Source organism: Macrococcus equipercicus, from assembly GCF_004359525.2.
In the GTDB taxonomy this organism is placed as follows: Bacteria; Bacillota; Bacilli; order Staphylococcales; family Staphylococcaceae; genus Macrococcus; species Macrococcus equipercicus.
Map to the genome: position 1 here is coordinate 214,971 of NZ_SCWC02000002.1, position 14,649 is coordinate 229,619.

18 protein-coding genes are annotated in these 14,649 nt (G+C 42.9%); 16 read left to right on the forward strand and 2 right to left on the reverse strand.

What is annotated here, in order from left to right:
* The first annotated feature begins 103 nt into the window (after window positions 1–103).
* From ERX35_RS03645 to ERX35_RS03705, 13 genes are all read left to right on the forward strand, one after another.
* Window positions 104–706, forward strand: a complete 603-nt coding sequence (locus tag ERX35_RS03645) for a superoxide dismutase (protein WP_149458559.1) — start codon at window positions 104–106, stop codon at window positions 704–706.
* Between the two features lie 101 nt (window positions 707–807).
* The gene (locus tag ERX35_RS03650) at window positions 808–2,871 is read left to right on the forward strand and encodes a peptidoglycan D,D-transpeptidase FtsI family protein (protein WP_149458560.1); all 2,064 of its coding nucleotides are present in this window, start codon (window positions 808–810) and stop codon (window positions 2,869–2,871) included.
* Window positions 2,872–3,045: 174 nt separating this feature from the next.
* Entirely contained in the window at window positions 3,046–4,020 is a 975-nt protein-coding gene (locus tag ERX35_RS03655; protein ID WP_149458561.1) for a phosphate ABC transporter substrate-binding protein PstS family protein, read from the forward strand.
* A gap of 93 nt (window positions 4,021–4,113) precedes the next feature.
* Window positions 4,114–5,016 (forward strand): phosphate ABC transporter permease subunit PstC, encoded by a 903-nt coding sequence (pstC, locus tag ERX35_RS03660; RefSeq protein ID WP_425463253.1) that lies wholly within the window; start codon window positions 4,114–4,116, stop codon window positions 5,014–5,016.
* Between the two features lies 1 nt (window position 5,017).
* Window positions 5,018–5,911 carry a phosphate ABC transporter permease PstA gene (gene pstA / locus ERX35_RS03665; RefSeq protein ID WP_149458563.1) on the forward strand — a complete coding sequence of 298 codons (894 nt, stop codon included), beginning with the start codon at window positions 5,018–5,020 and terminating at the stop codon, window positions 5,909–5,911.
* A gap of 24 nt (window positions 5,912–5,935) precedes the next feature.
* On the forward strand, window positions 5,936–6,772 hold the full coding sequence (gene pstB / locus ERX35_RS03670) for a phosphate ABC transporter ATP-binding protein PstB (RefSeq protein WP_149458564.1): 837 nt from the start codon (window positions 5,936–5,938) through the stop codon (window positions 6,770–6,772).
* 1 nt (window position 6,773) lies between these two features.
* A complete protein-coding gene (gene phoU, locus ERX35_RS03675) occupies window positions 6,774–7,415 on the forward strand; it encodes a phosphate signaling complex protein PhoU (RefSeq protein ID WP_246143109.1) in 642 nt (213 codons plus the stop codon).
* Window positions 7,416–7,487: 72 nt separating this feature from the next.
* A complete protein-coding gene (gene rpmG / locus ERX35_RS03680; protein WP_133442739.1) occupies window positions 7,488–7,637 on the forward strand; it encodes a 50S ribosomal protein L33 in 150 nt (49 codons plus the stop codon).
* 87 nt (window positions 7,638–7,724) lie between these two features.
* A complete protein-coding gene (locus ERX35_RS03685) occupies window positions 7,725–8,273 on the forward strand; it encodes a 5-formyltetrahydrofolate cyclo-ligase (RefSeq protein WP_170234527.1) in 549 nt (182 codons plus the stop codon).
* The gene (locus ERX35_RS03690; protein WP_149458567.1) at window positions 8,270–9,706 is read left to right on the forward strand and encodes a rhomboid family protein; all 1,437 of its coding nucleotides are present in this window, start codon (window positions 8,270–8,272) and stop codon (window positions 9,704–9,706) included. Before ERX35_RS03685 ends, ERX35_RS03690 begins: the two co-directional genes overlap by 4 nt.
* Window position 9,707: 1 nt before the next feature.
* Complete coding sequence (locus ERX35_RS03695; protein ID WP_149458568.1) at window positions 9,708–9,899, forward strand: YqgQ family protein; 192 nt, start codon at window positions 9,708–9,710, stop codon at window positions 9,897–9,899.
* Window positions 9,896–10,855 (forward strand): ROK family glucokinase, encoded by a 960-nt coding sequence (locus ERX35_RS03700; RefSeq protein ID WP_149458569.1) that lies wholly within the window; start codon window positions 9,896–9,898, stop codon window positions 10,853–10,855. The genes ERX35_RS03695 and ERX35_RS03700 overlap by 4 nt, the downstream gene beginning before the upstream one ends.
* Window positions 10,856–10,864: 9 nt before the next feature.
* Window positions 10,865–11,176 (forward strand): MTH1187 family thiamine-binding protein, encoded by a 312-nt coding sequence (locus ERX35_RS03705; protein WP_149458570.1) that lies wholly within the window; start codon window positions 10,865–10,867, stop codon window positions 11,174–11,176.
* 25 nt (window positions 11,177–11,201) lie between these two features.
* Here ERX35_RS03705 and ERX35_RS03710 read toward each other — a convergent pair whose 3' ends face one another.
* Window positions 11,202–11,441, reverse strand: a complete 240-nt coding sequence (locus ERX35_RS03710) for a DUF2759 family protein (protein ID WP_149458571.1) — start codon at window positions 11,439–11,441, stop codon at window positions 11,202–11,204.
* Window positions 11,442–11,537: 96 nt separating this feature from the next.
* On the opposite strand from ERX35_RS03710, the gene ERX35_RS03715 reads away from it, so the two are divergent.
* Window positions 11,538–12,167: an MBL fold metallo-hydrolase gene (locus ERX35_RS03715; protein WP_149458572.1), complete on the forward strand. Its 630-nt coding sequence runs from the start codon at window positions 11,538–11,540 to the stop codon at window positions 12,165–12,167.
* Window positions 12,168–12,197: 30 nt separating this feature from the next.
* Here the strand turns inward: ERX35_RS03715 and ERX35_RS03720 are convergent, their stop codons facing one another.
* On the reverse strand, window positions 12,198–12,449 hold the full coding sequence (locus tag ERX35_RS03720; RefSeq protein WP_149458573.1) for a DUF2626 domain-containing protein: 252 nt from the start codon (window positions 12,447–12,449) through the stop codon (window positions 12,198–12,200).
* A gap of 199 nt (window positions 12,450–12,648) precedes the next feature.
* Between ERX35_RS03720 and comGA the strand changes: the two genes are divergently transcribed.
* Together comGA and comGB are read left to right on the forward strand one after the other, a co-directional pair.
* On the forward strand, window positions 12,649–13,626 hold the full coding sequence (gene comGA / locus ERX35_RS03725; RefSeq protein WP_149458574.1) for a competence type IV pilus ATPase ComGA: 978 nt from the start codon (window positions 12,649–12,651) through the stop codon (window positions 13,624–13,626).
* The gene (gene comGB / locus ERX35_RS03730) at window positions 13,610–14,644 is read left to right on the forward strand and encodes a competence type IV pilus assembly protein ComGB (protein ID WP_149458575.1); all 1,035 of its coding nucleotides are present in this window, start codon (window positions 13,610–13,612) and stop codon (window positions 14,642–14,644) included. Before comGA ends, comGB begins: the two co-directional genes overlap by 17 nt.
* The last annotated feature ends 5 nt before the right edge of the window (window positions 14,645–14,649 follow it).

Here is a 14,649-nt window from a genome sequence, read left to right on the forward strand (position 1 = left end):
CATGGCTATCTATTTTTTTCGGATAAAAAAGCAAACTAGTTGAGCCGCGTGCAAAAGGTTGTTAAAATTAAAAAGTAAACAATTCAGAGGAGGATGAACAATTATGGCATTTGAATTACCAAAGTTACCTTATGCTTATGATGCTTTAGAACCACATATCGACAAAGAAACGATGGAGATCCATCATACAAAGCATCACAACACTTACGTCACTAACTTGAACGCAGCGTTAGCTGGAACAGAGTTTGAAAGCCAATCAATCGAAGAACTGATGACTAATATTAATTCAGTACCTGAAGACAAACAGACAGCTGTACGCAATAACGGCGGCGGTCACTACAATCACTCATTATTCTGGCAGCTATTGTCAAAAGATGGTGGCGCACCTACAGGTGAAGTAGCTGAAGCGATCAATGCGAAGTTCGGTTCATTCGAAGCATTCCAGCAGGCATTTGCTGATGCTGCGACTAAACGTTTCGGTTCTGGCTGGGCATGGTTAGTCGTTAACAATGGTGAGCTTGAAGTAGTTTCTACTCCTAATCAGGACAACCCGCTGATGGAAGGCAAGACTCCTATTTTAGGTCTCGATGTCTGGGAGCATGCTTACTACTTAAACTATCAGAACAAACGTCCTGACTACATTAACGCATTCTGGAATGTAGTGAACTGGGATAAAGTCAACGAATTATATGCAGCAGCAAAATAATTAAGCAGGAGGCTACGGCCTCTTTTTTTTATGGCTGCAACAGTAGAAATCAGCCGACGTTTCATATATGATAAGTAAATAACGTGTGAAAAGAGGTTCAACTGTTGAGACGATTGAAACAGGAAACAAACGAACTGAAGCAGAAGCGGCTGACGGACCGCAGAATCAATGTCATCTTTATTGCTGTGATGGCGCTATTGACTGTGCTGGTGCTCAGACTCGGTTATTTGCAGATAGCTAATGGTGAATCCTATAAAAAAGCAGTGGATAACAACGAAAATATTGAAGTGAACGAATCAGTGCCACGCGGAAGGATTTATGACCGCAACGGAAAATTACTAGTCGATAATGTGTCAAAAAAATCTATCACTTACACACGCGGTCGGATGACCACAACGAAAGAAATGCTCGATACAGCGAAGAAACTGGCTGAATATATTCAAATGCCGACTGATGCATTGACGACGAGAGATAAGCAGGATTATTTCATACTCACCCGCAAAGAAGAAGTCAATCAGCTGATGGCTAAAAACTATAAGATGTTTGAGCAGGGCATGATGACGCAGGATGAATTCGATGCAGCCCTGTATAAGAAACTCACTCCGAAATATACGGCTCAGTTGTCTCCTGAAGAACGGGAAGTGGCAGCTATATACCGGGAAATGTCATCGGGAAGTCAGCTCAGCCCGCAGACCATTAAAAATAATCATGTGACCGAAAAGGAATACGCCCTTGTCTCGCAAAACCTGTCAAAAATGCCCGGCATTGATACATCGATGGACTGGGACAGAAAGTATATATACGGTAAAACGCTGAAAACGATGTTCGGCCAGGTGTCATCGAAAGAAGAAGGACTGCCGAAAGACCTGGTGGATTACTATCTGGCTAAAGGTTATTCAAGAAATGACCGGGTCGGCCAGAGCTACCTTGAGTTTCAATATGAGAACGTACTGCGCGGCAAGAAAAAGAAAATGCGCTACATCACTGATAAATCCGGCAAGATCATTAATACGAAAGTTATTGATGAAGGATCGCGCGGGAATGATTTAATACTGACCATCGACATCGACCTGCAGAAAAAAGTTGAGGCGTTTGTCGATAAGCATATTGCTATTTTACGGTCACAAGGTGCTAAAGATATGGATAAAGTGCTTGTAGTTGTGCAGGACCCGAACAATGGTGACATTCTTGCCCTGGCAGGCAGACAGATCGATAAAAACGGCAGAATTACGGATTATCATTACGGAACATTCACTTCGCAGTATGCAGTCGGCTCTTCTGTCAAAGGGGCGACACTGCTGACAGGCTACAAAACGGGCGCCATATCCGTCGGTGAGAAAATGATTGATGAACCGCTGAAGTTTCAAGGTGGACTGACTAAACATTCTTATTTCAACCAGAACAGTAAAGTGCTGATTTCTGATAAAGAAGCGTTAATGCATTCATCAAACGTCTATATGTTTAAAACAGCTTTGAAGATAGCGGGCGCCGCTTATAAGGATAATATGCAGCTGCCGTCAGATATTACTGAAGCAGGACTGAAGCTCCGCAAAGGAATGAATCAGTTCGGTCTTGGCGTCAAGACAGGAATTGACCTGCCGAATGAAGTGGCAGGACAGACCGGCGTGCTGAAAGATAACCCGGGGAATTACTTGGATCTTGCAATCGGTCAGTATGATACGTATACGCCGCTGCAGCTGTCTCAGTATATTTCTACAATCGCTAATAACGGCTATCGCATCCAGTCGCATTTAGTAAAAGAAATCAGAGAACCTTCAAAGACAGATCGGTTAGGAGCCGTGAAAAAAGTATTTGCCGGAAAAGTGCTTAACCGCATCACTAACTCACAGAAAGAGATTGATGAAGTGAAAGCCGGGTTTGACATGGTATTTAATCGGGTAGAAGGTACTGGATATGCAAGTTTCAACAATACCGTCGTGAGATCAGCCGGTAAAACAGGAACCGCCGAAGTCTTCCAGGATGGTGAATCAAGAGTTAACTCTACTTATATCGGTTATGCTCCGGAAAAAAATCCGCAGATGAGCTTCTCGATTATTTATACGAATCAGCCGGTACCACCGCCGTGGCTGCCAGGCGGAGATCTTGGTCGTGATATCATCAATGCTTATTTTCAGGACCAGGCTCATAAGACAGCGACCCCATAATATGTTTAATACAATCTACAGTTTAGAGCGTAAAGCGCCCCGTTTGTTTGGGACGCTTTTTTCTTTACACAAAATTTACATTACTTTCATTTTTAATTAACAATGGTCATGTAAAGTAAGTGTTGTAAGAAAACGATATATATTTTCTGTCTACATACGGGAGGAAACTTGAAAATGAAAAAATGGCAATTAGTAGGTTCTACAACTGTATTAGGTACTGCATTATTTTTAGGAGCTTGTGGTGGCGCAGGTCAGAGCAGCAAAACTGAAGATAAAAAGGCGGACAGCAGCGATACAAAATCTACTGAAACTAAAAGCGTTAAAGGCGAAGTAAACGGCGACGGCTCAACAACTGTTGCACCGATCATTGAAAAAATCAATGAAGAGTTCAAAGCTGAATATCCAGATGTAACAGTATCTGTCGGTACATCAGGTACAGGCGGTGGTTTCGAAAAATTCATCGCTGGCGAAACAGACTTCTCTAACGCATCTCGTGAAATTAAAGACGAAGAAAAAGCAGCACTTAAAAAAGCAAACATTGATTATACAGAATTCAAACTTGCAACTGACGGTTTAACTGTTGCAGTAAATAAAGACAACAACTTCGTTGACTATTTAACATTCGACGAACTAGCTAAAATCTACAGCGGTAAAGCGAAGACTTGGAAAGACGTACGCAGTGACTTCCCTGCTGAAGAAATCAAAGCTTTCTCTCCTGACCAGTCTCACGGTACTTATGACTTCTTCAGTGAAGCAGTATTAGACAAAGGTGAGATCAAAGCTGAGAAAAATGCTGATACAAACGTCATCGTTTCTTCAGTAAAAGACAACAAAAATGGTATCGGATTCTTCGGCTACAACTTCTACCAAGAAAACAAAGACAGCTTAAAAGCGGTTAAAATTCAAGGTAAAGAAGAAAAAACACCTGTTGAAGCTACAGAAGCAACAGTTAAAGATGGAACTTATCCACTTAGCCGACCATTATTCATCTACGCTAAAAATGATTCGCTGAAAAAGAACGACGCTTTTAAAGAGTTCATTAAATACACTTTAGAAAAAGCACCTAAAGCATCTAAAGATTCAGGCTATGTGCCATTAGAAGATGCAGAATATAAAGAAGATATGAAAAAACTTGATGCAGTAAAATAAGTAAATTCATTGATATGATGAGGGGCGAACTCGTTCGTCCCTTTTTTAAAATGAAGGAGTCTAAACATGAAGGATAAAATTTCAGTACAGCAAATGATTCAGCAGAATCAGGGGAAGGGCTCAAGGGGTTTTGTTGAAAGGCTGATCCCGGCCATCCTTCTGATTATCGCATCTGTATCTATTTTAACGACAATAGGTATTTTGATTACTTTATTAACTGAAACTGTGACTTTTTTCTCAAGAGTCTCATTTTCACAGTTCTTCCTGGAAAAAGATTGGAATGCTTTTGGCCAGCAGCCTAAATATGGAATTTATTCCTTGATCCTCGGCACATTGAAAGTAACTTTTATCGCGACTTTATTCGCAGTACCAGTCGGCCTCGGCGCAGCATTGTATTTAAGCGAATACGCCAGTGATACAACAAGAAGAATCGTGAAGCCGATTCTTGAGATTCTTGCCGGTATTCCGACAATTGTCTATGGCTTTTTTGCATTGACATTTGTAACACCGTTACTTCGGACGTTCTGGACTGATCTAGGGAGTTTCAACTCTGTCAGCCCTGGACTTGTCATAGGTATCATGGTCATTCCGATGATTGCAAGTTTAAGTGAAGACGCGATGAGCGCAGTGCCTCAGGCCATTCGAGAAGGCGCGCTCGGTCTCGGTTCAACAAAACTGGAAGTCGCTTTGAAAGTTGTTTTTCCAGCTGCTTTATCTGGTATTCTCGCTTCGATCGTTCTTGCGATTTCGCGGGCAATCGGTGAGACGATGATTGTCGCTTTAGCAGCAGGGAGCAGCCCCGATTCATCGCTCAGCCTGACGAATTCCATTCAGACGATGACTGGATTCATTGTCCAGGTAGCCACAGGAGACGCCACATTCGGCACCGATATTTATTATAGTATTTATGCAGTCGGTTTCACATTGTTCGTCTTCACGTTAATTATGAACTTTATTTCGCAATGGGTGACACGCCGCTTTAGAGAGGAGTATTAATATGCAGTTAATTGATCAGAAGAAAGTTGAATCCAACCTCTCAGGCAGGCTGTCGAAGAACAACATCATTAAAGGTGTGTTCTTCCTGTGCACCATGATCGGCTTAATTGTGCTGGCTATTCTGCTTTACGATATCATCCGTAAAGGTGCCGGCTGGCTGACACCTGCATTCTTTGAGAACTTTTCATCGACCACACCCGAGAAAGCCGGAATTAAAGGTGCATTGATCGGTACGTTATGGCTGATGATGACTATTGCGCCTATCGCTGTAGTTCTCGGAGTAGGTACAGCCATCTATATGGAAGAATACTCAAAAGACAACTGGTTCACCAGATTTGTCAGAATCAATATCTCTAACTTAGCGGGCGTGCCTTCTGTCGTATTCGGACTGCTTGGACTGACCTTGTTTGTCCGCGGGGCAGGGATTGATTCGCTGTCATTAGGAAAATCAGTCATTGCTGCGGCATTGACGATGTCTCTGATGATCCTGCCGGTCATCATTGTCTCAAGTCAGGAAGCTATCCGTGCAGTGCCGGGCGCTATTAGGGAGGCGAGTCTCGGCCTTGGCGGCACAAAATGGCAGACCATTACAAATGTCGTGCTACCGGCCTCCATCCCAGGAATACTGACGGGTACTATTCTTGCTTTATCGCGTGCAATCGGTGAAACAGCACCGCTCGTCGTTATCGGGATCCCGACTATCTTCCTGAAAACACCGGATAACATTATGGACCGTTTCCAGGCACTGCCGATGCAGATCTATACATGGGCTAAACTTCCAAAACAAGAGTTCCAGTATTTATCTTCAGCAGCGATTATCGTGCTGTTGATCTTACTTATCGCCATGAACTCCATTGCGATTTATATTCGTAACAAATATCAGAAAAAATTTTAATCTCATTTTGAGAGGGGTCTTATGATGAAAGAAGCAGTTGCAACACAACCGAACGTATCAGTATCACCATCTTTGGAAAGACAGGCACCAGACCATCAGGTTAGCGATAAAATCGTTTATCAGACAAAAAATCTTGACCTATGGTATGGTGAGAACCATGCGCTGAAAAATATCAACCTCGATATTGTGGAAAATGAAGTGACAGCGATTATCGGGCCGTCCGGCTGTGGTAAATCAACGTATATCAAAACACTGAACCGAATGATTGAACTTGTACCGGGCGTCAAGACCTCAGGAGAAATCTTTTACCGCGGTGATAATATTTTTGATCGCAATTATAAAGTGGAGCATTTGAGAACGCGTGTCGGCATGGTCTTCCAGAAGCCGAATCCGTTTCCGAAATCAATTTATGACAATATCACTTATGGCCCTAGAATCCATGGCATTACCGACAAGAAGATTCTTGATGAAATCGTTGAGAAATCATTGCGCGGCGCAGCCATCTGGGATGAAACAAAAGATCGTCTCAACCAGAATGCTTATGGCTTATCAGGTGGACAGCAGCAGCGTATTTGTATTGCACGCTGTCTGGCAATTGAACCGGATGTCATCTTAATGGATGAACCGACCTCAGCACTTGACCCGATCTCAACATTAAAAGTTGAAGAACTTGTACAGGAAATCAAGAATGATTATTCCATCATCATCGTCACGCACAATATGCAGCAGGCGGCTCGTATTTCTGACAAAACAGCTTTCTTCCTGAATGGTTACGTCAATGAGTTTGATACGACCGACAAGATCTTCTCTAACCCTGCTGATGAGCAGACAGAACGCTATATCTCTGGACGTTTCGGTTGATATGAGAGAAAAATACGAAGAATCGTTAAACGATTTGATTGAGTCTGTCATCAAACTCGCCGAAGAAGTTTATCACGTGATTGAACGTTCACTTGACGTTTTAAACTGTGAAGATGTTCAGGAAGCAAGAGAGCTTATCAAACATGACCTTGTCATCAATGATATGGAGAGTGCTATCAATGAGCAGGTGATCAGCTTAATTACGAAGCAGCAGCCGATAGCGACTGATTTAAGAATCATTATGGCCAGCATTAAAATTGCTTCTGAGCTTGAACGGATGGGTGATAATGCAGGTAATCTTGCAAAAATCCGCCGCCGCGTTAAATTTGAGGACACCGTGGTATTATCCCGCCTTAAAACTATGGGGAAATTAAGCTTACTGATGCTGTATGATTTAAGAGATGCCTTCCAGCAGAAAGATGTTAATCTGACTAAAGAAGTCATCGATAGAGATCAGGACATTGATGATTTATATAAAGAGATTGTCAATACGACCTATTTAATCGATAACGACCCTTTCATATCAGGTCAGGCACATCTAGCGGCACGTTATCTCGAACGGATCGGCGACCATATTACAAATATCGCCGAAAATATTTATTACTTCATTACTGGCGACCGTTACGATAAATTTCTTAAATAACGCTGGAAATCCTGTTAAATTGGTGTTATTATTAAAAGGTCGTATGGAAACAATGAGTAAGGAGGGAATATAATGCGCGTTAACGTAACTTTAGCATGTACAGAATGTGGTGAAAGAAACTACATTACTAAGAAAAATAAACGTAATAACCCAGAACGTATCGAGATGAACAAATTCTGTTCACGTGATAACAAACAAACTTTACACCGAGAAACTAAATAATGCGTTGGCAGACACTTATGTGTCTGCTTTTTTTACATCTTTAAGCTTTACCTGTAAATCATGTATAATATGGATGAGGTGGTTGGGATGGATAAAAAAAGTATGCGGCAGGAGAAACTCAAATTTTTGAAAGAAACAGCTAAGTATAAGCAGGAAGTCCTGTTGATGAGGAAGCTGTTCCAGCTCGATGCATGGCACAAGGCATCCTCAATCGGCATAACATTAAGTATGACCCATGAAATCAATACTTATGAGATTATTAAGTTCGCCCTCGTCCAGGGGAAATCGGTCTATGTGCCGCACTGTGATTATCATCAAAAAACGATGGATTTTGTTAAATTCTCATCAATCGATGAACTGCAGGAAGACGAAAAAGGCATTTTAATGGTCACTGGAGCGCGTGACATCAATAATGAGATGGATTTATTGATTGTTCCGGGTGTGGTCTTTGACTTAAAAGGTTACCGGATTGGCTACGGCGGCGGATATTATGACCGTTTTCTTGCGGATTATAAGGGAACAGCAGTCAGCCTCGCCCTGGAAGGACAGCTGGCTGAAATCGCTCCTGAATCATTCGATGAACCCGTTCACCAGATTATCACTGAACAAAGAATATTGACTGGAGTGCGTCTATGATTAGTAATAAACAGTTGTGGCAGTCCATCTATCACATCATTAAATATTCCGGCTACGAGCTGGCCTATATCAATGAAGAAGAATCAGATGTGATTCTGCAGCATAAAACAAAGAAAGAGCTGATCCGTTTCATCAGCGACAAACAGAATGTACAGTCATTGAATTTTTTAATTGATAAGATGAAAGATAATCTCGATGTCTTTAATCAGCAGCTGGCCTTCATCCCTCAGAAAATCAGACTGGTCTTGATCAACCAGGAGCTGCCCTCTGGTGCAGAAGACAGGCTTGTTAAAGTAACGGCTGCCCAGTCGCAGGAGGACCTTGATGCACTGGATATTTCTATGTTTTACCATATGAAGACCAGTTATTTCAAAGCGAAACCGCAGTCAGTGAATACTTACCGCAGCCGCCTGTTAAAGACTGATTTCATCAATCAGGCGATGGTGAAATTTGCGCCGTTGACTTTTGCGCTGATCTTCATCAATATCGTGGTCTTTATCCTTACAATCATATGGGGACGGAGCAGTACAGGAGACGGCCTGATCGACCACGGAGGACTGACTCATTTCAACTTTGTCCATGGCGATTATTTCCGGGTGATCACTTCGATATTTCTTCATTTCAACGTGACGCATCTTCTGTTTAATATGATGTCGCTGTATATTTTCGGCAGATTGATTGAATATTTATATGGGTCTTACCGTTTTCTGCTCATCTATTTTACAGCCGGTATTTTTGGAAATTTGATCTCATTGTCTTTCGATACTTCCTCGATTTCAGCAGGGGCAAGTGGAGCCATCAGTGGTCTTCTCGGTGCATTAGTCGCATATATTATTTTTAATGGTAAGTTTAACCGGTCGTTTGTCAGGCAGACAATCATCGGAGCGATTCTGTTCCTGTTGATCAGTAATTTATTTGCTGAAGTCAATAACTATGCGCATTTCGGCGGCTTGTTCGGCGGGTTCCTGGCCGCACTTATTATAACGGTCTATCGGTTGAACCGCCGTTATTTCTACCTTGCTGCAACCGGTACGGCAGTGCTCACGATTCTGCTGTTGATAACGATCTTTTCTCAGCAGGAACAGCATATCTATAACATGAAAGCAGAGCAGCTGATAGAGCAGGGAAATTTTGAGAAGGCTGAGTCCATCTTGCAGGATACGATGGCCAATGGGTATGAGGACGATCAGACTTATATTCTCTCGGGACTGGTCAAAGCGAATAACAGCAGTCTGACAGATGCTGTAGCGGTATGGAAAAAAGGACTGAAAGAATTTCCGGATTCACCGTCCTTGAATTATCAGATGGCATTAGCAAGACGGGCACAGGATGACTATCCGGGGGCAAAGAACTATTTGAATAAAGCCATGAAATTAAGCGACAATCCTGCCTATCGGCAATTAGATCAAGAGATAAAGGTGTTTGATAATTAATATGAATTCATTTTATGATGTCCAGCAGCTGCTGAAGAAGTTTGGTCTGATTGTGTATTTTAAAGACGAACAGAATACGATAGCGATGATGAATGAGGAACTGAAGACGCTGCATGAGACGCTCTTGATTACTAACGAAGAGTATATCCAGGCAAGGTTAATTTTAAATCAAAGGAAGATGGGGAAACTATGATTATTCTAGCAGCTGATGTCGGCGGTACAACTTGTAAGCTCGGTGTAATGAATGAGGCACTGGAAATTCTCCACAAGTGGGAAATTCCGACGAATAAAGAAGAGGAAGGCCGTCATATCCTTCGCAATATTCACGAATCCTTCGCCAGGAATGCCCGTTTAAAAGGATATAGTATGGAAGATGTTAAAGGGACAGGGCTTGGCATACCTGGACCTATTGATTTTGACAACGGTGTCGTCAACGGTGCCATCAACTTGAACTGGCATGGCAGGAAAAATATTCGTGAGGCCTATGAGCAGTTAAGCGGTAAACCGGTTTTTGTTGATAACGATGCGAATGTTGCCTCGCTCGGCGAACAGGTCAGAGGAGCGGGCCGTGGTTCGAAGGATGTAGTGTGTATCACACTCGGCACAGGTGTCGGCGGCGGTATCATCAGCAATCATGAGCTTGTCCATGGATACAACGGATCAGGAGGAGAACTCGGCCATTTCAAAGTCGACTTTAAGGAGCGCTTCCAGTGCAACTGTGGTCATAAAGGCTGTTTAGAGACAGTAGCAAGCGCGACAGGGGTCGTTAACCTTGCCCATTACTACTACAAGGAACTGCGCTTCAGCACCCTTATTGAAGACGATTTAGAGGCAGGAACGCTGCAGGCTAAACAAGTGTTCGATGCGGCTAAAGCAGGCGATGAGTTTGCACTCTATATCATCCGCAAAGTGTCCAATTACATTGCCTATGCTCTGAGTGTCATCAGTGTGATGACTAATCCTGAATATATCATTATCGGCGGTGGTGTATCTAAAGCAGGTGATTTTCTGATTGACCATATTGAGGAGCGTTATCAGGAGATGACTTTCAGCCCGGCCGCTGAAGGCACTAAAATTGTCACAGCACAGCTGGGCAATGATGCAGGCATGATAGGTGCAGCAGCTTTAATCAAACAATATGTGAAGTGAGGGTTAAACATGGCTATTATAGATGTTGTCATTATACCGCTGGACGGTAAATCAATCAGCGTGAGTGAATACGTGGCAGATGTCCAGAAGATTCTGCAGGAGAAAAAGGAACAGGGACTTATTGATTTTCAGTTGACGCCGATGAGTACGCTGATTGAAGGGGACCTGCCGGTGCTGCTTAAAGTCGTGGAGGAAATTCACGAAGCACCGTTCAACAAAGGCGTGCAGCGTGTCTGCACGAATTTGAGAATCGATGACCGAAGAGATAAAAAAAGGAAGATGAATGATAAGCTGGATTCAGTCCATAAACATTTAAAATAAAAAAAGACGATGTTAATCGTCTTTTTTAGTGGTGCAAAATAGGATAGCCGTAAGTAAAGATTGTCGCTAATGCGAAGAATCCAAATGCTAATGCAGCAATCAGACCAAAGAGCATTCCTAACAAATTCTTTTGTTTGATTGCGCCGATTAAACCTGAAACGGCAAATACAGCAACAGCTAACATCAATAATGCAAAGATATTAACACCGATATGAATTTTAGTACCGAATAAATCGAATAGTTCGCCAGTATTGATAAATGGCATAGCATAACCCCCAACATAGTACTTTTATTATCACTGATTATTGTATAATTAATAGTGACATTTGTCGAGGGTAATTTTATAAGGAGGTAGTTCATAATGAAACTACATGCAATGAGTCTCGGGATGCTGGAAACCAACTGCTATATCGTCGAAAATGATGAGGAAGTGCTGGTCATTGACCCCGGTGCTGAAGCGGAGAAGATCATCAATCAGCTGGTAGCCGTCAACAAGCCGGTCGCTGGAATTTTACTGACCCATACTCATTTTGATCATATAGGTGCAGTGGATGATTTATGCAGGAAATTCGATGTTCCGGTATATGTCTCGGATAAAGAGAAGTACTGGCTGTCCAACTCAGCATTCAATGGCTCCCAAAAGTTCAGCAGATACGGTATTCCGGAAATCGTCATCAGACAGGAGCCGAAGATCATTGCGAAAGGTCAGCGCCATGTGAAATCATTCGACTTTCAAGTGATGGAGACACCGGGCCATTCTCCGGGCAGTCTGACGTACGTTTTCGATGATTTCGCTGTCGTCGGCGATACACTGTTCAATGAAGGCATCGGCCGCACCGATCTGAAAGACGGTAATCTGCAGTCGTTAATGCACAGTATCACTGAAGTGTTGTTTTCACTGGATGAAGCAACTGTCATCTATCCCGGTCATGGGCCAAAGACGACGATTGGTCATGAGATGGATCATAATCCATACGTCAACGGCTATTAAAAAACCTTCCTCGCAAAGAGGAAGGTTTTTTTATTCGTGATGTAAACCGAAAGCGGGTTCCAGCAGGAATGTTGAATAATATGTGAAACCAACGAAGCATACAACAAGGTAAGCCGCAAAGATATACATATACATTCTTTCTGATAGATTCATATATCCTAAAAGAACGAAGAAGCCTGTTTGAGCTAAAAATACAAATGCCATCATTTCCATATGGCCGACATAGAACATAACTGCGAAGATGGCAGTCCAGAATCCTAAAGTTTTGTAGACTTTATCCATTTGATGTTCTCCTCTCCAAAAACTCTTAATATCACCTATTATTATAAAGATACATCATACAGATGTAAACCTAATTTTTAATACCCATTATCTTGAAGATTATTATACAAATAAAGATAAATAAATTTACTTAGGCGTTTTTTCCCCTGTAAAAAAATTTCTGCTGAATCGTTTCGATTACTTAATTAAGGAGGGAGATATGGAGCAAATAGTTAATCAGATCATTAAAAGCAGTATTGATAGCAATGCCTCTGATATTCATTTTATTCCTTGCCGTGAGGCCGTCCAGCTGAAACAGCGTATTGACGGAGAGATGCATTTTGTGCAGACACTGGAGCTTCATCACTATGAGCGTATACTCGCTTATTTGAAGTTCGTCTCGCGGCTCGATGTTGCGGACAAAAAGAAGGCACAGAGCGGTGTTGTCGCTATCATCCATGAAGACCAGCAGTTTCATGTCAGAGTGTCTACTTTACCTCAGTCAATAGGGACAGAAGCGGCTGTGCTGAGAATTTTAAAGGCACAATTTACAAGCCGGCTCATTGACAACACTGAAATACTGTATGAAACGATGAAGCTGTCTCATGGTCTGATTTTAATCACTGGTCCAACTGGCAGCGGAAAAAGTACATTGATGTATAATCTGCTGGCGCACGCCAGACAGACGCTGAATCGGCAGATCATAACGATTGAAGACCCGGTAGAACAAATACTGGAGGATACCATTCAGATCAGTGTGAACGAGAAAGCTGAAATAACCTTCCAGAACTCGTTCAAGGCGATCCTGCGCTGCGATCCTGACATTGTGATGATCGGTGAGATCCGCGATGAGCTGACAGCGAAACAAGTCATTAATGCGAGTCTGAGTGGTCACCTAGTACTGTCAACACTGCATGCTAGTGATACGCCGGGCGCTGTAGAACGTCTCCTTGAGATGGGAATCAGGCATTCCGAACTGAAGCAGTCGGTCAAACTCATCACGAGTCAGCGGCTGATCAAATCAGGCGGGAGTCGAAAGCTCGTTATCGAAACATTGACAAATGCGCATATCCATCAGCTGCTGGCCGGTCAGCCGCTTCAGGCGTTCAATCCGCTGCTTGCACAAATACAGCAGCTGCATGATGGGCAGCTGATTACTACTGAAGAACTGGAGAAATTCCGTGTGGTCAACCAATAAGCTGAAGCACTATCAGGACGATTTCTTAATACGGATTGCAGAACTGACAAGAAGCGGTTTCACCCAATATGAGGCCGTTGAATTTCTGTTCAGTCAATATGACGGCGTGGCACCGGGCATCAAGAAGGAATGTCTGGAACTGCTGCGGCGCGGTGAATCACTCAGTGATATCATTTCACTGCTGCGCTATCCAGCCAATATTATTCTGCAGGTATACTTTGGTGAGCGATATGGCAACCTGGAAGATACGCTCGTGCAGTGCCACCAATTCAGCACAGTGAAACGCCAGAGTCTGAAGCATTTTATGAAGACGATTCAATATCCGTTCATTCTGCTCGCTATTTTCTTCACATTGATTCTTATCGTCAATCAGACAGTTCTTCCTCAGTTCCAGAACATGTATGACTCGATGGGCATTGAAATATCACAAGAACTTCAAATCCTCACTACGCTGCTTTTTATTATGCCGAAGCTGCTGCTTGGCGGGTCGGCGGTCCTTGTCATAGCGCTTATCATGTACTACGTCCTTTTTAAGCGGGCGGCTATCAGAAGGAAGCTCTGGCTCCTGAAGAAAGTGCCGGTGATCAACAGCCTTTACAGAAAATATATTACTTACCGGGTCAGTATTGAGCTGTCTTTCTTCCTCGGCAATGGCATCGCGATGATTAAAATCATTGAGATTTTCAGAAGTCAGGATAAGGACCTCGTCATGCAGCACATCGGAAACGTGATTCAGCAGGCATTGATGGCAGGCCAATCACTGCCGGAAGCGGTAGAGAGCGTCGGATTGTTCGAACAATCGATGATTAACTTTATCAGGCACGGGGAGAAGAACTCCAAACTGGATGTCGAACTCAAATATTACTCGGAATACATCTTCAAGAAATTTGAGATGCAGATACTCAAATATATTAAGTGGATTCAGCCGGTTGTCTTCTCAGCGCTCGGGCTGCTGATCATCACCCTGTATCTTGTGATCATCCTGCCCATGCTGCAGATGATGAGCGGCATACAATAAAGGAG